The organism is Rhodococcoides fascians NBRC 12155 = LMG 3623, assembly GCF_001894785.1.
In the GTDB taxonomy this organism is placed as follows: Bacteria; Actinomycetota; Actinomycetes; order Mycobacteriales; family Mycobacteriaceae; genus Rhodococcoides; species Rhodococcoides fascians.
In genome coordinates, this window is the sequence record NZ_BCWW01000003.1 from 295,143 (window position 1) to 315,230 (window position 20,088).

The following is a 20,088-nucleotide window of genomic DNA, read 5'->3' on the forward strand; positions in this document are numbered from 1 at the left end:
CCTATGATTCGAGATGCCGGCAATCAATTGTATTTATCCGCCGTGTATCCAATGCGATGTTCGGTCTCTCGAAGGATGAAACCATGACTGTTTCGGGCCGTGCTGTTCTGAAGCGTTCCTTGGTGACGCTCGGAACCACCGTATTACTTTCGGCTTTCGTAGTTCACGCGCCACAGGCCGCGGCCGCCACCTCGGGACAGATCAAGACGCCCGCAGGGTTCTGCCTGGACAACAAGGGTGGTCTCACCGGACAGAACAATCCCGTCCAGATCTGGGATTGCAACGGTACCGGCGCGCAGACGTGGACCGGTACCGAGGACGCCACGATTCGAGTGCAGGGCCGATGCTTGTCGCCGGCATCGGGCTACGCGGCGGCCGGCGTCGCGTTGACGACGTGGGCGTGCAACGGCAAGCCCGCGCAGCAATGGTCGATCCGTGGGGACGGCTCGATCTCGTTGCTGCAGAAGACCGGCCTGTGCATTCAGAATTCGCGTGAGGTCAACGGAAACCGACCGGTGTTGGCGAAATGCAACGGGTCTGCTGCTCAGAAGTGGATCACCGCGACCACGCCGTTTCCGACGACACCGCCCACAACGACCACACCGCCCGCGACGCCACCGACCACTCCGTCCACCACGCCCAGCGGGGTAGCCGCTCCGGTGGGCGACCTACCCGGTTGGAAGCAGATCTTCGTCGACGACTTCGCGAAGCCTTCCGCCGTCGGCAGTTGGGCCAACGACTGCGATCCCACCAAGATCGTCTACGTCGGTGCGCAGAATCAGCAGTGGCGCACGTACCCCAAGTGCTACAAGGACACCTATCAGAAGCGCCCGTACCGAGCGGACGCCGTGCTGTCCACGCACGACGGCCTGCTCGATTACGGATTGCACAATGTCGACGGTGTCCCGGCCGGTGCCAGCGTCTCACCGGTGATCAACGCGGCCGGGCAGAACCAGACATACGGAAGATACACAGCGCGATTCAAGGTCGATTCGGCAACTCTAGCCGAGTACTACGTTGCATGGCTGCTGTGGCCGCAGTCCGAAAGATGGCCTGCGGACGGCGAAATGGACTTTCCCGAAGGAAGTCTCGCGGGGCAGGTCGGCGGCTTCCATCACTACTCGGGTGCCGGTTCGTGCGTCGGCGGCTGCCAGGACGTCGCCCAGAACATCGGTGCGAACTTCACCGATTGGCACACGTACACCATCGAGTGGTCCCCGGGCCGCGTGCGCTACATCCTCGACAACACCGTGGTTCTGGACAGCACCAAGTGGGTTCCCTCGGGTCCGATGCGCTGGGAACTGCAGACCGAGACCAACGGCACCGGAAACAGCAACGGGCATCTGTTGCTGGACTGGGTTTCGGTGTACAGCTGGGTAGGCTGACCCGACCGCGTACCCAACCGACTGGGGCGTGCCATCGAGAGAAGGGGAGCGTCGATGACGGTCGACAAAACCGGTGCCGAGGTCGAGATCGCCCAGAAGGCGGACAGGTTCACGATTTCGGTCGAGGGCACGCAGGTCGGCTTCACCGAGTTCGCCGACGACGAGCAGGGCAGGCGCGTCTTCTTCCACACCGAAGTGGATGCGGCCTACGGCGGACGTGGTCTGGCCACGATCGTCGTTCGACACGCGCTCGACGCGACGCGTTCCGAGGACAAGCACGCCGTCCCGATCTGTCCGTTGGTGGCCGCGTTCGTCGGCGAACATCACGAGTACGACGACATGGTCGAGCCCGTCACGGACGACATTCGGCAGTGGCTGGCCGACCAGCAGGGATGATTCGTCGACCGATCGCCGGCGACGTGCGACGATCTGCACCATGACCGATCCCGGACACCGCCCCGGTGGCACCCATCTCTACCGTCGGTTGGTCACCCGGTCCGACGGCCCCTTGACGCCCGTTCGGGCGGCCAGGAGGCTCTCGGCGTACATCTACGGCAACATCCTGGTCCTCGCCGCGGTTGCCGCCTCCACGCCGAGTTCCATCGGGCACGGGACGGCGGCTGTTCTCGTAGCGGCCACTGCGGCAACGACTTTTCTCGCGCATGTGTTCGCCGATTTCGTCGCCGGGAGCCAGATACCGGAGGCGCACGGTGATGCGACGGACGAACAGCGCACGTTCGAGGCCATCGAGGAATTCCGGGATGCCGTCCCCATTCTGAGCTCCGGGACGTTTCCGGCGGCGATGCTGGCGCTCGGGTGGCTGTCGGTGCTTCCGGCACAATGGGCCGAACTGCTGGCCGGTGCGGTGATCGTCGTACGAATCGCCACCATACCGATTGTCACGGAACGAGTTCGCGGGAACCGTCCGACGTTTCGGGCCCTGGTGATCGGGCTTGCCACTGCCGTCGTCGCGGCGCTCATCGTGCTGGCGAAAGTCTTCTTGGGTCACTAGCTGCCCCTCGTGGACGGATCAACCGCCGAACTCTGCGTGCAGCTCCGGCAGAAACCCTGCGAGGTGGTTCATCTCCTGTCCGCAGTGCAGCAGCAGATCTCGGGCGAGGTCGAGTCCGAGAACGAGGTCGCTCGGATCCACGGACGTACCCCGGCGAACTGCGCACACGGCCTGCTTCGGATCGGGAACGTGCAATCCTCGTAGGTTCAGATAGAAGCGGCTGCGCATCTCGGCACCGCCCTGTACCGGCCGAACCTGATGGGCGAGCCAGCCCAGATCCACCGGTGCGATGGAACTTCCCACTCGGCCGAAGACGACCGTCTGGTCTGCGGGAACGTCGAAACCGTGTGCAACAGGGTCACGGAAGCCGATACCCAGCTGCTGAAGCCTCGGGCCGACGTACTCGTCGACGAACGATGTGTTGCCGATGTACTTCGCCTTGTCCGGAATCGCGTGGGCCGTCCGGTCCTCGGCGAGTGCGGCGTGGAGGTGGGCATCGGGGTGCCACAGTTTGTAGCGGGCCGCCTCGGCGGAATGCCAACCGAACCACCAGTCCCACATCGCTGCCGTGACCCGGGGCATCGCGGTGCGCACCGCCACGAACGTCATGCCGTCGGCGCGTCGTCCGTAGCCGGTTTCGATCGCCGAATATCCCGTGGGCGCGAGATCGGTTGTGATGGAATCGAAGTGCGGGACCCACTCCGGCGCTATCGGCGGCCCGCCGACTGCGTCGGTCACGACGGCCGGTGCCGGTGTCGTCCGTGCGGCGAAGAAATGGGCATAGGGCCGTCCTCGGTCGATGTCGCGGTAGCCCTGGTACCGCTCGCCGCAGTCTTCACTCGAACCGGTGCCGGGAGTTGCGACCGCTCGTGCCGCGGGGCCGAACACAGCCGTGGCTGCAGCCGCGGCGGCACCCACCATCATTTGTCGTCGCGACGGGCCGCGGCTCATCGGGCGGGGTTCCTCAACATCGGTTGAGACTATGACGTGACTTCGGCAACTGTCAATGGTGGGGCACTAGACTCCGTGGTATGAGTCCTGCCCGTCCCAAGGACGACGAGTCGAGAGTGCGTCGGCGCGACGAAATCGCCGCGGCAGCAATCGAAGTGTTGGCAACGCAAGGTTTTCGCGGCTTGACGCACCGGGCGGTCGACGCTGCAGCAGGATTGAGCCCCGGGTCGGTCAACTACCACGCGCCCACTCGCGGACGACTGTTGCACCTGGCGCTCGAGCTGTTGTTCGCCCGCGACTACGACACTGCCGGCGCGACCTTCGGTGGTCTGGTCGATGTCAAACCACTCACCGTGGACATCGTCGTGAACCGCATCATCGACTTCATCGAGGCGATGACCACCGGAGAAGCGACGAAAAGAGTGATCGCGCGCAGCATCCTGCTCGGTGAAGCGCAACACGATCGGGAAATCCGCGATCTGTTCGACTCCCAGCGGGCCGCGTTCGTCGCGTACACCCAGTGGATAGTCGCGTCGTTGGAATCCGAAGACCCCCAGGGGGATGCGGAGATGCTCGTGGTCATGATCGAGGGTCTCGTGGGGAGGCAGGTGCTGATCGGATCGCGGCTGCCACGTCCCGTCGTCGACCGAATGCTGCGCACGATCGTCGGCGCATCCCCGATGGTCACCGATTAGCCGATCAGCCACCGATCAGCCGAGCAACGAGTTCCGTTCGGTGTGGGTGAACGTGAAGATCGTTGCACCGAAGCTGATGAGCGCAGTGAGCAGTAGCACCTGCGGCCCGGTGATCACGACGCCGATGAACGCACCGACAGCACCTCCCGCCGCGAAGGAGCCCAGAAGCGTTGCGTAGCAGAGCCAGTCGTAGTGTGTTCCGCCGCCGAAGAGGTGACGCTCGATTCCCTGGCCGAGCTTGACCACCGTTCCGGTGACGTAACTGAGCGGGATGTACGTCTCCTCCTTCTTCGTGAACGCGGTGTTCAACGCGCCCAGCGCGAAGGCGACGAGGAGGATCGGGTAGAAGTTCACGTTTGCCGACGACCACCCGGAGACAGCGATGTCGATCAGACCCGCAGCTCCCAGCGCAACGGTGGTCAACACCGTCGCTCCATGGGGGTGGTTGGACCAATAGCGGCGCCGACAGATCGACGAGACGATCACGCCGCCGAGAAACGCCGCCATGAGGGCCAGTGCGGCCCAGGGTGATGCTCCAGGTGCCACCTCCTTGCCCTCCGGATGGCCGAAGTGTCCGACGACGGCTCGTTCGGTGTTGCCGGTCATGAAGGTCACGAAGTAGCCGGCGGAATGCAGGAACGCGACCGCACCCACCATGCCTGCCAGTCCGGACAGGATCCAGGACAGACGAGCTTCGGCGCCGACGGCTGTTTCGCGGCTGATCGCCAAGGGGGAAGTCATGACTCGATTCTCCGGGCGTTCGCCGCGGCGGCAAATCTTTGAGTCATCGGTCACACGGAGGCAGTCGGGTAGGTGCTCGCCACCATCCCGCGGTGCATCACCCGGTTGCCGACCACCCCGCTGTGATCGGCGCAGTGCATCACACACCTGTTGTCCCACATCACCATGTCGTCGGGGGACCAGTTGTGCCGCAGCAGGTTGTCCTCCCTCGTGGAATGCTCCACGAGGTAGCGAACGGTGTCTCGTGCTTCGTCTTCGGTCAGTCCGCTGATCGCGACACAGCGAGCGGGCGCGGACAGCGACAGTGCGGTGCGTCCGGATATCGGGTGAACGGCGAAGAGGGGATGGTCGGCGGAAGAATCGGAATCCGACGCCACGCCGGTCACTCTGTGCGTCACCGTGCGCCCGGCCAAATGCTCCTTCATTTCCGCTGGAAGCGTCTCGTATGCGGCGTATTGGTCGCTGAACAACGTACTGCCTCCGGCCGCGGGAACTTCGACCGCGCGTAACGCGGTGTAGGCGGGTGGATTCGGAATGTAGGTAGTGTCGCCGTGGAACGTGGACTTCGGCGGCGTGGAGCGGCCGACGTTGCTGATGACGTTCAGATCCGGACAGTCGGGAACAGGCGTCTCGCCTTCGGTGAACATCAACTCTCCGAACCGGCGCAGGAACGCCAGGAAGCGCTGATCGTCGACGGGCTGGTTCGGCAGGATCAACACCCCGTGTTCGGCGAGGAGCTCTCGAAGTTGCTCTATTGAAACCGATTCCAAGTTCAGATCGGCCATCTCGATTCCCAACGTCATGACGACGACTCCTTCACCGGCAGTTCTTCGAGCGCGAATGCGAACAATTCTTCGACGGTGATGCCCGCGGCCGCGGCCATCACCGCCAACACGCTGGACGGCGAATAGGAGCAGTAGAGGCTGGCTTCGAGAAACCACGGCTCGCCGTCCGGGTCGATGCGGAAGTCGAACAGGCCGTAGTGCCGACATCCCAGTGCGATGTGACTCGATCGTGCTGCTGCCCAGACTTTTTCGGTGATCGGATCCGAGACGTCGACCGTCCAGGCTCTGGTCTGCTCTTTCGCGACCAGGTAGAGATCGCCGTCGGATGTGCGATTCAGCTTGTCCGCACTACTGCGGACGGAGTCCACGGCGTACTCCTCGAGGGGCAAGCACGCGAGTTCGCCATCTCGGACGATGATCCCGCACCGAACTTCACGACCCAGTGGAACGTACGTCTCCACCAGTGCCGCAGGCGAATACGTCAGAGCCTCTCGAATCGCGGGTGCCAGCCCGTCGGACTCGTGGACCAGCGAGACACCCATCGAGTTGTCGGAATCCACGGGCTTGACCACGACCGGCAGGGCGAGGTCCATCACGTCGTCGGCGGATCGGACGACCACGCCGTCGGGAACACGCACGCCGGCCGCCGCGACGACTGCGCGGGCGCGGGCCTTGTTCGCCGTCAACGCCATCAGGTCCGGACCGTTGCCGGGGTAGGGCACGCCCAGTAGATCGAACAGGCTGCGGTACGTCGTCATACCCGGCATGCAGAACATCTGCGGAACCATGACGTCGAAGTCTCGCACCGCGATGTGCTCCACCGCCTGTGCCAACGGCATCTGCTGCGCCGCAGCGATACTCGAATCCTCGAGATCGGTGGGGAAACTCCAGAGGCCGCCGGGAGAGACGAACGCGATCTCGAAACCGTACGCGGGGTCGTTACCGAGGGCACCCAGGAAGCCGCCGGCGTAGACCCGAGAGAGATCACTGTGAAAGCGGTCCACCGAGGACCCGACGAGCACCACGACCGACAACGTCATCAGTCGCCTCCGTTTTCCACGAGTTTGCCGATGTTGAAATCGATTCGGGACCAGCCACGCCGCTCGCGGAGGTTCCGGATCAGCAACGACGGAATCTGAAGATGATGTACCAACAGATACGGCAGGGGATCCCAACCGGTGAGGATGGCGTCCTTGCCTCGAAAGATGGTGCGGAGCCGAGATACTCGATCACCCTCGGTGATCAGACGCCACAGCTCGTGGTAGATCCAGTACGTCGGCCGGGCCGTCGCACGCGGCACGATCTCGGCATGCCCGTCGTCGAGGTACGCGGCAGCCAGGTCGGGGTGGTCGTAGAACATCGTGATAGCCGAGTGGGTGCGCGGGTTGCATTCGATGGCGTAGATCCGTCCGTCGGCGGCGGACTCGATGAAGTCGAACGAAAGCTGCCCGGTGGTGTCGAGCGAGGAGACGAATGTCTCTACCCAGCGCAGGATTTCGGGCTTGTCCACCATCTCGTAGTTCACCTGGAAGGCGGACGACACGCAGCAGCCGTACACCTGCAGGCGACCCTCGCGCACCGTGCCGTGCGTGCAGTACTCCTGTCCGGCGATGAATTCCTGCAGGATCCACGGGTCGTTTTCGGTAATGTGCAGGCTCCGGGCGAACGCGGAGTTGCGTTCCGGCGTGTGCGCGGTCAGCCGTGTCAGATCCATTCGGCCGACCGGGTTGTACGAGATCCGCTTGAGGATGTACTCACGACCCGGCTCGAACTCGAACTCGTCGATCTGGGCGGGGTCGGTGATGCGCCTGAAGTCGGGAACACGGAGTCCCAATGACGCCGCGTGCTCGGAGAATCGGGACTTGTCGTCGACCATCCGTACGGTATCCGCGTCGCCGTGGATCACCTCGCAGTGCGCATCGAGGAGTGCACGCGCGTCGGCGTCGTGAATACTCGCGGCCGGGCTTGCCACGGGCACGAAGACGTCGACGCCCTCGCGGCGCACGATGTCCAGCAGAGCCTGCGCATATCCCGAATCACCCGGGTCGGGAATGCAATGGAAACGGTCGACAGCGCGGGAGAAACGATGTCCGGTCCAGCGGTACTTCGCCGATTCCACGAGGATCACCCGATGGCCGGCGAGATGGAAGGACCGTGCGAGTTGCAAGGCTTTGGTCATCTTGCCGCCACTGATCAGAATCGTTCTGGGCGAATCGGTTCGATGGGCGACGGGCCGGGTACCTCGCAGCGCCGCCACCCCCACCGCCGCGAGGTCGACGGGGAGGGTGACCGTGAGGCCGATCAGCGCCGCAACGGTGCGGATCATGTGCGCCGGATCAGTGTGACACCGTCGCGCAACGGAATCAGAACCTGTTCCACGCGAGGGTCGTTCGCGACATAGTCGTTGAACTCGGCGATGGCCCGGCCGTTCTCGTTCGGCTGCGGAGCGTAGGGCTGACCCTGCAACAGGGTGTTGTCGACGGCGATCACGGCACCGTCGGAGAGCAGATCGCTCTCGAGCAGGTACTCCACGTACCCGCGGTATCCGCTCTTGTCGGCGTCGACGAACACCAGATCGAACTTCCCGTCGAGCCCGTGAAGAGTGTCGAGCGCAGGCCCTACCTGCACCGAGATGGCAGATCCTGCAGTCGATTCCGCGAAGCAGGACTGCGCGAACTCGGCCACGTACGGATCCACCTCGCAGGCGACGACCTCGCCGCCCGCGGGCAGCGCCTCGGCCATCGCCAACGCCGAGTAACCGGTGAACATACCGATCTCGAGCACCCGAGTCGCCCGCGTCATGTGCACGAGAAACGCCAGGAAGCGTCCCTCCACATGGCCGGAGAGCATTTCCATCTCCAGGGGCCCGGAACCGGAGACCACGTTGCGTGATCCCCAATCCGCAGAGCGGGTCCGCGACGCCAACGTGGCCAGTGCCGCAGATTCCGAGGTGGTGCAGGTGTCGAGATACGGGTCGAGTCCCGCGGCGAGATCGCGGGCCCGATGAACACGGGTGGTCAACTCGTCGGTCACCCCGGCGTCGGCGTCGAGTAGCGAGGCTATCTCGCTGAGCTCGCGCGCCAGGATCGTCGTCGGGGTGACCGGACGCGGCGTCATGGCTGCATCGGTCACGGCGTGGGTGCGGTGAACATGTCGAGACCCTCGCCCGCCCGTGGGAAGTCCAGACAGATCTTCTTGTGCAACGACAGGACGTCGGCCAGTTCGCGAGGTTCCAGGTCGTTGAGGAAGCGGCAGGTGCCGATCGGGTCGGGCACCGCGGCACGCAGAATCCCGTCCCGAGTCTTGAGGATGGATGCTGTTGCCTCGGTCAGCAACTCGGGTGTCAGGTACGGGCTGTCCAATGCCAGTCCGATGCTGCTCATGACTCCGAGCACGCGGTCTCTATCAGCCGTCGACAGGTGGCCGCGTTGTTCGGCGACCGTCGTCGACAGGGCCATGTCGATGTTGATCGCGTGGCCGTGAAAGAACGGCGCGGGCGGCGTGAGCTCGAGCGTGGGACTCCACGTGTGCCCGAATGCAATGACTCGGTCGAGGTCGATCTCGTGCAGGTTGGGTGCCTCGAGCTCGAGCATCGTCGCGATTGCCGAGTACGTCAAACGGTCTGCGACCGAACGCAACTCAGGAGTTCCGTCGAGGTGGCCGAACCGGGTGCGTAGCAGTTCCGGGCCGTACTGCTCGAGCAACTCGAAGATCTCGAGGTTGCCGACCACGGAGATCTTGATGAGCTCCGCCATCCCGTTGCGGACCTGATCCTCGGGCAATGTGCCGAGGAAGGAGAAGTCCAACAGCACCTTCTGTGAGGCGTGGTAGGCCCCCAAACGATTCTTGTGCTTGCCGTAGTTGACGGCCACCTTGATCGAGACGCTCGCATCGATCAGGCCGATCAACGTGGTGGGAATGCGGATGTAGGGAGTGTTTCGGCGGTAACTCGCGCACGCGAAACCGGCTACGTCCGTGGTCAATCCACCACCCACCACGAGGACCGGCTCGGTTCGCACGAGACCGAACGCGTCGAACTCGCCGACGATGCGCTCGAACGTCTCCAGTGATTTCGCGGTCTCCGCAATGTGGACCGGCACCACTGTCAGGGCGATACCGTGGTGATCGAAGTATGCACCGATCCGGTCGCCGTAGATGGCGTGCACCGATTCGTCGACAACCATCAGGGCGCGCCCGTACGGACGGTAGCTGTCGGCCAATTCGGTGTTCTCGATCGCGAACACTCCGTCGACGTAGATCAAGTCGTATTCGATCCGCTCGTATCCCTCGACACGAAACGATCTGTCGCCGGCGACGACCTGGGCCTGAAGATTACTCACTTGTTGCTCCTGAGATGGATGAAGGATCGGGCAAAATGCTCACTCCGCAGGCTCCGCTCAGGCTGAAATCAGGGCGCGGACGCGCTCGGGATCGAGTGCATCGACGGTGTCGGTGGCCGAGCCGAAATCGGTACCGGCAGTGTTCTCGTTCGGGAACGCGACACAGGTGACGCCCGCTGCCGCTGCCGCCTGCACTCCACCGGCGTTGTCCTCGATCGCCACACTGTCGGACGCGTTCTCGCCCAACGTCTTCAAGGCGAATTCGTACGACGCGGGGTCGGGCTTGCCAGCGTCGACCGACGAGGCGTCGACGATGATGTCGAACGAATCGGCAGTGAGCTCGGGAGACAGGGCAGCGAGCAGTGCGTCGATGTTCTCTCGCGAGGTCGTGGTCACGAAGCCGACCTTCAACCCGTTCGCTTTCGCGGAGTCGATCGTGTCGGCCACGCCCGGTCGCGTCTTGACGTCGGATTCGCCGATCAATCGCTGGAAGATCTCGGACTTGGTGGCGTGCACTGCGGCCGCGTCCACCTCGGTTCCGGTGCTCGACGCGTATTCGCTGATGCGGTCGGCACCACCGTTCGATCCGAGCATGGACCGATAGTCGTCCTGCGACCAGTTCCAGTTCAGATCGTGGGCGGCGAAGGCCTCGTTGAACGAGCGTCGCTGTAGCTCGGAGGTGTCGACGAGAGTGCTGATGGAGCCGAACAGAATTGCGGGCATGGGTGCCTTTCGGAGCGAGAGACGTTGTACCAGCAAATGTCTCGCGCCAGCGCGATGGGTGGGTTGGTTCGGGGGGTATGCCCCATCGGCACCGAAAGGGAAACCTTCGAATTTTCTACCGTGTGCTCGCCTGTTGGCCGCGCAGTATCGGAGCCGCCAGAACCGTCGGTGCGGATCGCCCGCGAAGGGTCACGGACCGACCCGATTCCCACAGTTGCCGCTCGTCCGAGGTTGCGTGTTCGAGCACCGTCGACGATGTGAGCACGTCGGTGTCGGGGTCGTCTTTTGCGAGATCGGTGAGCCGCGCAGCCTGATTCACCGTGTCGCCGATGACGGTGTACTCGAAACGGGACTCGGCCCCGATGTTGCCGGCGATCACCGGCCCGTACGTGACGCCGATGCCGATCTCGAATCCGCCGTCGGCTCGAAGCGCGGCGGCGAGGGTGCGTGCAGTGCGCAGCGCCGCGGTGGCCGGGTCGGGATGATCGACCGGAGCGCCGAAGATCAGCAGGGCGGCATCGCCCTCGAACTTGTTGACGAAGCCGCCGTTGCGCTCGCCGTGTTCGACGACCACTGCGAAGAATCGATTGAGCAGGTCCACGACCGTCGCGGCGGATTCGCGCTCGGCCAGTGCGGTCGAGCCGACCAGGTCGATGAACAGGACGGCGACGGTCCGGTTTTCGCCGCCGAGACGGGGCGCGCTGGCCAACGCGCGCTGGGCGACGTCGTGGCCCACGTGCCGGCCGAACAGCGAACGGAGTCGCTCCCGCTCGTCGAGACCGACGACCATCTTGTTGAACCCGTTCTGCAGCCTGCCGATCTCGGACGCGTCGTAGACGTCGACGCGGGTATCGGTGGCACCGGCCTCCACTCGCTGCATGGCAGAGCTCACCTGCTGCAGCGGATCGGACACCGAGCGACCGACGAGGAACATGCCGCCGAAGCCGACGACGAGGGCGATGGCAGAGAGCGAGACCATCGCGGGGGACAGGTCGACGTCCGGGGGTATGACGGTATCGATCAGTCGGCCGAGTCCGATCAGCCCCAGCCCCAGGATGGGAATGGCCGTGCTCAGTACCCAGATCAGGACGACGCGCAGTTTCACGCCGAGTGCCGCGGCGTCGGTGACCTCGCTGACCTCCATCACAGCCGCGGTGATCGGCCGCAGGGTGCGTTCGGCTACCAGGTAGCCCAGCGAGCACGTCGCCAGTCCGCCGAAACTGACGGCGATGGCCACGATGATCGACAGTGCAGCCCCGGCCGAGGCGTTGACGCCGACGAACACCGCCACACCGAGGGCCCACAACAGAACGTGCACGCCGAGTTGCCGGAGGGGTAGCCGGATCACGGCGATCGTGGTCTCGTCCGACGGCGTGCCGCCGGTGTGCAACCACTCGACGAGCGGTCTCGCGACGCGAAGTCCGAGCGCGATCCCTATACCGATCGCGACCGGTAGGTAGACGAAGAACGCCAGGTAATTTCGGTCGGACAGGATCTCTTCGGATCCGACCGGCAGCGGCAGGATGAACCGCGCCAACACGAAGACGATGACCGCCCCGATGGCGTTGGCCGACACCATTCCCGCCGCGTAGAGGCGCATCGGGGTGCGGGCGAGGGCGGACCTCAGTGCTGCGATCACTGGCGCTTCTTCGTTCTCTGCACGCTCGAACTCTAGGTGCCCCGACGAAAAGAATTCGGGCGATTCTGCCCGAGTGACTATCTGTGTCGACAAGTACCTGGTAATCTCCGTAACAGCTAACCACTCCTGTTCGACGATGAAAGGAACGACGGCGATGACCAGCACACTCTCCAGGAACGATGTCCTCGAGCCCGAGGATGTTTCCGCACGTTTGCTCGATTCCGCCGCCCAGCTGTCGTACGACCCGGCCGAAGAGGTCGACTGGGAGGCCGATCTCGATCCGTCCCTCTACGGTCTCAATCCGGAGTGGAGCACGCTCTACGGCACGAAGTTGTGGGACGAGATGAGCGAAGAACAGCGCATCACGCTCACTCGCCACGAGGTCTGCTCGATCATGAGCACCGGCATCTGGTTCGAGATGATCCTGCAGCAGATGGTGTTGCGCGATCAGTACTGCAAGGACTCGTCCAACTCGGATTTCCAGTTCGCGCTCACCGAGATCGCCGACGAGTGCCGTCACTCGATCATGTTCGCTCGGGCCTGCCAGAAGATGGGCATCAAGGCGTACCTGCCGCGCCGGTCGAGCATCGAACTCGGCCGCGGATTCAAGGCCCTGGCCTCCGCCGAGGTCGCCTACGGCGGCATCCTCGTCGCCGAAGAAGTTCTCGACGTCATGCAGCGCGACTGGATGCGCGGCGAGAACGTACTGCCCCTCGTGCGCACCACCAGCAAGATCCACGTCGTCGAGGAATCGCGACACATGACCTTCGCGCGCGCGCAGATGCGTGAGGACATCGAAGGCAAGAGTCCGGCTCGCCGCAAGGCCAGTGCGCTCGTCGTCGCGATCGCCGCTCGACTGATCGTGTCCAACATGGTCAACAAGGAGGTCTACGCAGCAGCGGGCCTCGACGTCGACCGTGCGGTGAAGGAAGCGAAGAACAACGCCCACCACCACACGATGATGCGCACCTCGAGCGAGCATCTGATGGCATTTCTTCTCGACTGCGGTTTGATCACCAAGCCGGCGGAGATGATCTACCGTCGTCTGCACATGCTCTGACCACACTGTTCGAGAAAACACTGTTCGAGGCCGTGAAGGACATCCGATAACCCATGCCGTTCGCGATCACGCAGAACTGTTGCAACGACGCATCCTGCCTGTCGGTGTGCCCGGTCAACTGCATTCATCCGACCCCCGACGAGCCGGATTTCGGTAAGACCGAGCTGCTCTACATCGATCCACGATCGTGCATCGACTGCGGTGCGTGTGCGGATGCGTGCCCGGTCGACGCGATCACCCGGGTGTCCCGTTTGACTCCGGACCAGCAGATCTACGCCGAGATCAATGCGGATTACTACCGCGACAAGCCGGCGGTTGCGGAGTGGGGTGAGCCGCGCTTTCCGGTGGCGACGGTCAACGAGCTGCCTCCGGTCAGCATCGCCATCGTGGGCACCGGTCCGGCGGCCTGCTACACCGCGCAAGCCCTGCTGCGCGTGCCGGGAACCACGATCACGTTCTACGACCGGCTGCCGACCGCAGGCGGTCTGGCGCGCTACGGCGTGGCACCGGACCACCTCGGCACTCGACGCATCAGCGAGCACTTTCGTGGAATCTTCGCGCACCCACGCGTGACGATGAAGCTCGGCATCGAGGTGGGCAAGGACGTCGATCACGTCGAGTTGGCTCGAAAGTTCGACTCCGTCGTCTATGCCGTCGGTGCCGACAAGGACCGAGCGCTCGAGATTCCCGGTGTCGATCTCGACAATTCGGTCAGCGCGCGCACCCTGGTCGGCTGGTACACCGGGCATCCCGACGTCCCCGCCGACGCCATCGATCTCACGGGCGTCGACCGCGTCACCATCATCGGCAACGGCAACGTCGCCCTCGACGCCGCGCGCATTCTCACGGCCGATCCCGATTCTCTGAACGGAACCGAGATCGCCCCACACGCGTTGGCAGAGCTCCGTCGCAATCGCGTGCGAGAGGTGGTCGTCCTGGCTCGACGAGGACCGGAGTTCGCGGCATTCACACGATCGGAGTGCAAGGCGCTCGTCGATCGCGCCGGAGTCGACGTCGTCGTGGCGGGACCGGACGGAATTTTCGACGCGATCGACCGGCTGCCGTTGTCCGCTCCCGCATCGGCGCTGGCCGGCGCGGCCCGAGTCGATCTCGGATCCGGCGCGCACGGGCGTCGCGTCGTGTTCGCCTTCGGGCGGGCACCTTCTGCTGTGCATGGGCAGGGCTCGGTGGAGTCCATCGAGGTGGGAGTGGGTGAACACGCGGTCACTCTCCCGACGGAGCTGGTGCTGCTCGCGATCGGTTATCGCGGAACACCGTCGCCGGGCGTCCCGTTCGACGACATCACCGGCACCATCCGTAACGAGGGCGGCCGCGTCACCGCAGCCGACGGCACTCCGGTGCCCGGGTGTTACGTGGTGGGGTGGGCCAAGCGCGGCGCGACCGGTGGCATCGGTGACAACAAGATCGATGCCGAGGAAACAGCCGAGGCGTTGTTGGCGGATGTACCCACTCGCGGTACCCGGCCGCTGGGCTGGTACGGCAAGGTCAGTGCCGCCTTGGGAGACCGAGTGTCGCGAGCACGCTGACCGGTCGGTATTTCCCAATTCTGTTCATGTTGTGTAGCAGTCTCATTCGAGTCTGAGCAATTCCGGCGCGCGGCAGGCCGCCCGGGGTTACCGTTGAGTATGGCTGAACGGGGGGCCAAGCCCCAGGTTTCTTTTGTGAGACGGACGATGCTGCGCGCAGTCCGGTCGTTGTTCAATCCGCTCCGGCCCGACGACTACCTGTCGATGATCAATCCGCTGTGGACCACTCGTGAGCTCCGCGGCAAGGTCGAACGTGTGGTTCCCGAGGGGTCCGAGGCCGTGTCGGTGTACATCCGTCCCGGTTTCGAGTGGCAGGGCCACACGCCGGGCCAGTACGTACGGCTCGGGGTGTTGATCGACGGCCGCTATCACTGGCGGGCGTACTCCCTGACGTCCGATCCGGACCCGGAGGACGGGTTGGTCAGCGTCAGTCCCAAGCTGGTGCCGTCGGGGACCGTGTCGCCGTATCTGGTGGGCACCATCAGAACCGGCGACATCGTCCGGCTCAGCGAGGTCGAGGGTGAGTTCACGATTCCGAGTCCGGTTCCGGACAAGATGGTGTTCATCAGCGCCGGCAGTGGCATCACGCCGATCATCAGCATGTTGCGATCCCTGGATCATCACGACCAGGTCCGTGACGTGGTCGTGGTGCACTCGGTACACAACCGTGAACAGTTGATGTTCGCGGACACGCTCGAGGAACTGGAAGCCAAGCACGACGGGCTGACGGTGAAGCTACGCATCACCAGTGACGAAGGTCGAATGAAGGCGTCGGAACTGGACGAACTGGTCCCGGATTGGCGTGAGCGAGAAGCATTCTGCTCCGGTCCGGGCGAGCATCTCGACGATCTGCGCTCGTACTGGAAAGACCAGGGCGAGTCGGAACGCTTCCATTACGAGAGTTTCCAGCCCGTCATCGGCGGTGGAGACGATGCTGGTGAGGGCGGAACCGTGCGCTTCGTCAACAGCGAGAAGGACGTCGAGTGCGACGGCGGCACAACGATTCTCGCCGCGGGCGAGGAAGCCGGCCTGGATTTGACGTACGGCTGCCGAATCGGCATCTGCCATACGTGCGTAGGTACCCTGAGGAAGGGGCGTTTACGTGACCTACGTAACGGGGATATCTCCGAACCTACGGGGCAAGCGGTTCGGATCTGTGTCAACACTGCTGAGGGCGACATCGAAATCGAACTCTGATCTTCCATTCGAACAGGGGAATGTATGTCTATCGACGAAACCACCAGGCGCGTCACCGACACCGATGAGCCGGTGAACCCGCTGGCGCACCTGAGTGACGAGACGATCGCCGAACTCGCCAAGGAGTTCGACGCCATTCACGACGAGGTGTACTCCAGCCTCGGTGACAAGGACCGCAAGTACATCACCTCGGTGATCGCAGCCCAGCGTCAGCTGCTGGTTGCCGGCCGCGTGCTGTTGCTCGGCTCCACCAGCAAGCCGGCGTGGCTGGCCGGCACCGCATGCCTCGGCATCGCGAAGATCCTCGAGAACATGGAGATCGGCCACAACGTCATGCACGGCCAGTGGGACTGGATGAACGATCCGGAAATCCACTCCTCGGTGTGGGACTGGGACACCGCGTCCACCGCCAACTCGTGGAAGCACTCCCACAACTACGTGCACCACACGTATACGAACATTCGCGGCAAGGACAAGGATCTCGGCTACGAGATCATGCGTATCGATCCACGTCAGAAGTGGAGCCCCGTCTACCTGGCCCAGCCGTTCTACAACGTGCTGCTGATGGCGTTCTTCGAGTGGGGCGTCGCCCTGCACGATCTCGACATCGAGGCTATCCGTCGCGGAGAGAAGCCCGTCAAGGAGCTCGTCGAGGACCTCAAGGGCATCGGCGTCAAGGCACGGAAGCAGTTCGTCAAGGACTACGTGGGCTGGCCGCTGATCAGTGCCGGGGCATTCGCGCTGGCGCAGCTCGCCTCGGGTGGTCGTCTACCCGAGAGCAAGAGGTCTCGCCTCGCGTCCAAGCTGCGGGGATCCGCGCGTTTCGGCAAGAACCGCCGGACGGCCGCCCTGTTGGACAGTCGGGTCAGTGGTGTCGAGAGCACGTTCCTCTCGACGGTGGCCGCCAACTTCACCGCCAACATCATTCGCAATGTCTGGTCGAACGCGATCATCTTCTGCGGTCACTTCCCGGACCAGGCCTACACCTTCAGCCAGGAAGAGGTCGAGAACGAGACCCGCGGCGGATGGTACGTCCGTCAGTTGGTCGGAGCCGCGAACATCGACGGCGGACCTCTGTTCCACCTGATGAGCGGCAACCTGAGCTACCAGGTGGAACACCACCTGTACCCGGATATGCCCAGCACGCGGTACTCGGACGTCGCGCCGAAGATCAAGGACATTTGCGAGCGCTACGAGTTGCCCTACAACACCGGACCGTTCTTCCAGCAATGGGGCATGGTCCAGCGGACCATCGCAAGGCTGGCGTTCCCGGGCGGCAAGGTTCGGCCGAAGCCGGGCCCCTACCGTCCCGAGGAGAGCTGGCGTCGTAAGTTCGCCGAGGGTGCCACCAAGGACAGTGAGGCCGCCAAGACTCGCGGTCGCGTACCGGCCGAGCATCCCGCGGCGGGACCGGAGCACAACTCCGGTGGCGTCGACGTTCAGCCGCCGCCCCGTGGCGACGACTGAGTCTCGTTCCAGGACAGCTGACAAGAACCGCGGCCACCCGACTTCCGGGTGGCCGCGGTTCTTTGTGTGTGTCGGTTGTGGGCCCTTACGCCATGTCGACATCCTTGGTCTCGATCAGTCTCTTGGTGCAGACCAGACTCAGCACCGACAGCAGAGCCAGCATCACGCCGATCGAGATACTGCCGAACGCGGCCGTGAGCGGTGCGGCAAGCATCGGCGGAATCGCGCCACCGAGAACGCCGGCGAGGTTGTAGCCCAAACCGGCTCCGGTGTAACGGAATCGGGTCTGGAAGAGCTCCGGAAGCAGAGCTCCGGTCGGCCCGTACGCAACACCGAAGATTGCGAGCGTCACGCACATGCCGATCACGAACGCGACCGGTGAGCCCGAGTCCAGCAAGGGGAACAGTGCTATCGACCACGGCACCGCGACGATGCACGCCGCCATGATGACCCGGCGTCGGCCGACGCGATCGGAATAGGTTGCCGAGGTGGCGATGGCGATACCGAAGATCACCGCAGCGCCTATCCCGGTGACCAACACGAACGGGCGGTCGAACCCGAGGGTTTTGGTGCCGTAGCTCGTCAGGTATGCGGTGCCCATGTAGAAGAAGGCGAAGAGGGACGCCAATGCGCCTGCCGCAGTGATGATTTCGCGCTTCTGGATGCGCCATGCATCGAAGATCGGCAGTTTGGTCGGTGCCGAGTTCGCCGGAGCGTGCTCCTCGGCGAGCTTGTTGGCTCGAAAGACCGGGGTCTCTTCGATGGCCAACCGCATGTAGAGGCCGATGAGGACCAGAACAGCGCTGAGCAGGAACGGGATTCGCCACCCGTAGTTGAGGAAGGTCTCGTTGGTATCGCCGAACAGCAGGCCGGTGGCGAGGAAGGTCGCACTGGAGAAGATGAACGCGGCCGAGGGTCCCAGCTGCGGGAACATCGCATAAAACCCACGCTTGCCGGCCGGTGCGTACTCGGCAGTGAGCAGCGTGGCACCCGCCCACTCTCCGCCGACGGCAAATCCCTGCCCGAATCTGAGCAGTACCAGAATGATCGGGGCTGCGACTCCGATGGTGGCTGCGCCGGGCAGTAGACCGATCGCGAAGGTGGACACGCCCATCAACAGCAGGGTCGAGATCAGGGTCTTCTTACGACCGATGCGGTCGCCGAAGTGGCCGAACAGCACCGCACCGACGGGCCTGGCGATGAACGCGACGGCGAACGTCGCGAACGACGCCACGGTGCCCGCGGTCGATCCGAGCGCCGGGAAGAAAATCGTGGGGAAGACGAGTGCGGCGGCAGTGCCGTAGATGAAGAAGTCGTAGAACTCGATCGTGGTGCCGATGCCACTGGCAACCGCTACTCGGCGAACGCTCGTCTTCGTCTGCACCGCCGGTGGGGTCGGAGTGGCGACGCCCGGATCCTCGGGCGAGACAGCGGTCATGGTTCCTCCGTTTTTGTCGGGTATCGGGTATATGTGCGATACCGAATGCGACGAACGGTAGTGAGCGAGGTCACCCGTGGGATACCCCCGAATGGGGGGAACGATGACCGCCCCCACCCGAGCTAGTCCCAGTGGGCGGTCTCGACGGCAGCGCGATAGGTGTTCTCGAGAAAGGCGAGCAGAAGTGCGTCGGGGTCCTCGGCGGTGCGGACGGACTCGTACGGAAGTACGTACTCGCCGAGATCACGATCGAAGTACGCGGGGGCGGTGACGGCCGGATGACTGTCGTAGCCGTCGGGGTTCGGGTAGGCGTACGCGTAGAACGCGCCCTCCGCGGCCCCGCCCGGCCAGAACCCGGCGCTCGACACCTCGTCGCTGTATGCCTCGTGCATCACCCAGTCGGGACAGTTCGGAACACCACCGGGATGTTGTGGTGCAGGCCTTCCGGAGAATCGTGTGACAGCGAGATCGAAAGCGCCCCAGAAGAAGTGGACCGGGCTGGATTTGCCGCGGAAGCCGGCTCGAAACTCCGAGAACACCCGATCAGCGCTGACGAGCGCTCGCCAGAACTTCTGGACGGCATCGGCGTCGTACGACGCGTGCTCGACGTCCTCGGCGAACGGTGTCGCGTGTGGCAGTTCGACCGGCACTGCCACGATCGGAGCCTCCACGCCGAGCCCGGAGAGCAGATCGGTGTACTCGGCGTAGAAGTCGGCAACGGTTCGAGGCTCGAGCTTCATGGTTCGGCGCTCGCCATCGGTGGTGGCGAGAATCAACTGGTGTGCGAGAAAGTCGAAGCGAATCTCGAGGCCTCGATCGCCGAGTGGCATCAGCGACGTCGTCAGGCCCGAGGCGTCGACGTACAGCGCAACTCCCCACCAGTGGTTGAGCGGGGGAGACAACGCCATTCGGGTCTTGCCGACTATCTGGGTCCACAGTTGCACCGTGTCGCGCGTGTCCGCCCAGCTGTCGACTCGAAGTTCGGGCCACGCGTCGTACGAATTCGTCATATGTCGATGATGCACGGACGAGGGGAACCAGACCATACCTGTGCCGAGACGCCGGGGCAGCACCTCAGGCGCGCCTCAGGATTCGTCGGTACGGTCGT

Annotated in this window: 19 protein-coding genes; 8 read left to right on the top strand and 11 right to left on the bottom strand. The window is 64.0% G+C overall.

Going from position 1 to position 20,088, the window contains the following annotated elements; all coding sequences use genetic code 11:
• Window positions 1–83 precede the first annotated feature (83 nt).
• From RFA01S_RS09205 to RFA01S_RS09215, 3 genes are read left to right on the top strand one after another with little or no spacing between them, the layout of a single operon-like run.
• On the top strand, window positions 84–1,385 hold the full coding sequence (locus RFA01S_RS09205) for a glycoside hydrolase family 16 protein (RefSeq protein ID WP_032407413.1): 1,302 nt from the start codon (window positions 84–86) through the stop codon (window positions 1,383–1,385).
• Between the two features lie 54 nt (window positions 1,386–1,439).
• Complete coding sequence (locus tag RFA01S_RS09210; RefSeq protein ID WP_032407215.1) at window positions 1,440–1,781, top strand: GNAT family N-acetyltransferase; 342 nt, start codon at window positions 1,440–1,442, stop codon at window positions 1,779–1,781.
• Window positions 1,782–1,821: 40 nt separating this feature from the next.
• Window positions 1,822–2,397 carry a hypothetical protein gene (locus RFA01S_RS09215; RefSeq protein WP_045842080.1) on the top strand — a complete coding sequence of 192 codons (576 nt, stop codon included), beginning with the start codon at window positions 1,822–1,824 and terminating at the stop codon, window positions 2,395–2,397.
• Window positions 2,398–2,415: 18 nt separating this feature from the next.
• Here RFA01S_RS09215 and RFA01S_RS09220 read toward each other — a convergent pair whose 3' ends face one another.
• Window positions 2,416–3,348, bottom strand: coding sequence for a DAPG hydrolase family protein (locus RFA01S_RS09220; protein WP_238325102.1), 933 nt, complete (start codon window positions 3,346–3,348; stop codon window positions 2,416–2,418).
• Between the two features lie 80 nt (window positions 3,349–3,428).
• Here RFA01S_RS09220 and RFA01S_RS09225 point away from each other — a divergent pair, with 80 nt between their 5' ends.
• Window positions 3,429–4,043 (top strand): TetR/AcrR family transcriptional regulator, encoded by a 615-nt coding sequence (locus tag RFA01S_RS09225; protein ID WP_051365040.1) that lies wholly within the window; start codon window positions 3,429–3,431, stop codon window positions 4,041–4,043.
• Between the two features lie 15 nt (window positions 4,044–4,058).
• Here the strand turns inward: RFA01S_RS09225 and RFA01S_RS09230 are convergent, their stop codons facing one another.
• From RFA01S_RS09230 to RFA01S_RS09265, 8 genes are all read right to left on the bottom strand, one after another.
• Complete coding sequence (locus RFA01S_RS09230; RefSeq protein WP_045842079.1) at window positions 4,059–4,784, bottom strand: YoaK family protein; 726 nt, start codon at window positions 4,782–4,784, stop codon at window positions 4,059–4,061.
• A 50-nt stretch (window positions 4,785–4,834) separates the two neighbouring features.
• On the bottom strand, window positions 4,835–5,587 hold the full coding sequence (locus tag RFA01S_RS09235; protein ID WP_032407214.1) for a TauD/TfdA dioxygenase family protein: 753 nt from the start codon (window positions 5,585–5,587) through the stop codon (window positions 4,835–4,837).
• Complete coding sequence (locus RFA01S_RS09240; RefSeq protein ID WP_032366801.1) at window positions 5,584–6,609, bottom strand: D-alanine--D-alanine ligase family protein; 1,026 nt, start codon at window positions 6,607–6,609, stop codon at window positions 5,584–5,586. The genes RFA01S_RS09235 and RFA01S_RS09240 overlap by 4 nt, the downstream gene beginning before the upstream one ends.
• Entirely contained in the window at window positions 6,609–7,895 is a 1,287-nt protein-coding gene (locus tag RFA01S_RS09245) for an ATP-grasp domain-containing protein (protein ID WP_032391891.1), read from the bottom strand. Before RFA01S_RS09245 ends, RFA01S_RS09240 begins: the two co-directional genes overlap by 1 nt.
• Entirely contained in the window at window positions 7,892–8,701 is an 810-nt protein-coding gene (locus tag RFA01S_RS09250; RefSeq protein ID WP_230598303.1) for an O-methyltransferase, read from the bottom strand. The genes RFA01S_RS09245 and RFA01S_RS09250 overlap by 4 nt, the downstream gene beginning before the upstream one ends.
• On the bottom strand, window positions 8,698–9,909 hold the full coding sequence (locus RFA01S_RS09255) for a sedoheptulose 7-phosphate cyclase (RefSeq protein WP_032374848.1): 1,212 nt from the start codon (window positions 9,907–9,909) through the stop codon (window positions 8,698–8,700). Before RFA01S_RS09255 ends, RFA01S_RS09250 begins: the two co-directional genes overlap by 4 nt.
• Window positions 9,910–9,966: 57 nt before the next feature.
• The gene (locus tag RFA01S_RS09260) at window positions 9,967–10,632 is read right to left on the bottom strand and encodes an HAD-IA family hydrolase (protein WP_032366799.1); all 666 of its coding nucleotides are present in this window, start codon (window positions 10,630–10,632) and stop codon (window positions 9,967–9,969) included.
• Window positions 10,633–10,747: 115 nt separating this feature from the next.
• Entirely contained in the window at window positions 10,748–12,271 is a 1,524-nt protein-coding gene (locus tag RFA01S_RS09265) for an adenylate/guanylate cyclase domain-containing protein (RefSeq protein ID WP_052060684.1), read from the bottom strand.
• Between the two features lie 154 nt (window positions 12,272–12,425).
• On the opposite strand from RFA01S_RS09265, the gene RFA01S_RS09270 reads away from it, so the two are divergent.
• From RFA01S_RS09270 to RFA01S_RS09285, 4 genes are all read left to right on the top strand, one after another.
• Window positions 12,426–13,331, top strand: coding sequence for an AurF N-oxygenase family protein (locus tag RFA01S_RS09270; RefSeq protein WP_027495752.1), 906 nt, complete (start codon window positions 12,426–12,428; stop codon window positions 13,329–13,331).
• Between the two features lie 53 nt (window positions 13,332–13,384).
• Complete coding sequence (locus RFA01S_RS09275) at window positions 13,385–14,878, top strand: FAD-dependent oxidoreductase (protein ID WP_052060683.1); 1,494 nt, start codon at window positions 13,385–13,387, stop codon at window positions 14,876–14,878.
• A gap of 99 nt (window positions 14,879–14,977) precedes the next feature.
• Window positions 14,978–16,075 (top strand): ferredoxin reductase, encoded by a 1,098-nt coding sequence (locus RFA01S_RS09280; protein ID WP_052054647.1) that lies wholly within the window; start codon window positions 14,978–14,980, stop codon window positions 16,073–16,075.
• A 24-nt stretch (window positions 16,076–16,099) separates the two neighbouring features.
• On the top strand, window positions 16,100–17,542 hold the full coding sequence (locus RFA01S_RS09285; RefSeq protein WP_027495754.1) for a fatty acid desaturase family protein: 1,443 nt from the start codon (window positions 16,100–16,102) through the stop codon (window positions 17,540–17,542).
• Window positions 17,543–17,627: 85 nt separating this feature from the next.
• Here the strand turns inward: RFA01S_RS09285 and RFA01S_RS09290 are convergent, their stop codons facing one another.
• Complete coding sequence (locus tag RFA01S_RS09290; protein WP_027495755.1) at window positions 17,628–18,980, bottom strand: MFS transporter; 1,353 nt, start codon at window positions 18,978–18,980, stop codon at window positions 17,628–17,630.
• Window positions 18,981–19,102: 122 nt separating this feature from the next.
• The gene (locus RFA01S_RS09295) at window positions 19,103–19,990 is read right to left on the bottom strand and encodes a DUF5996 family protein (protein ID WP_032407212.1); all 888 of its coding nucleotides are present in this window, start codon (window positions 19,988–19,990) and stop codon (window positions 19,103–19,105) included.
• Between the last annotated feature and the right edge of the window lie 98 nt (window positions 19,991–20,088).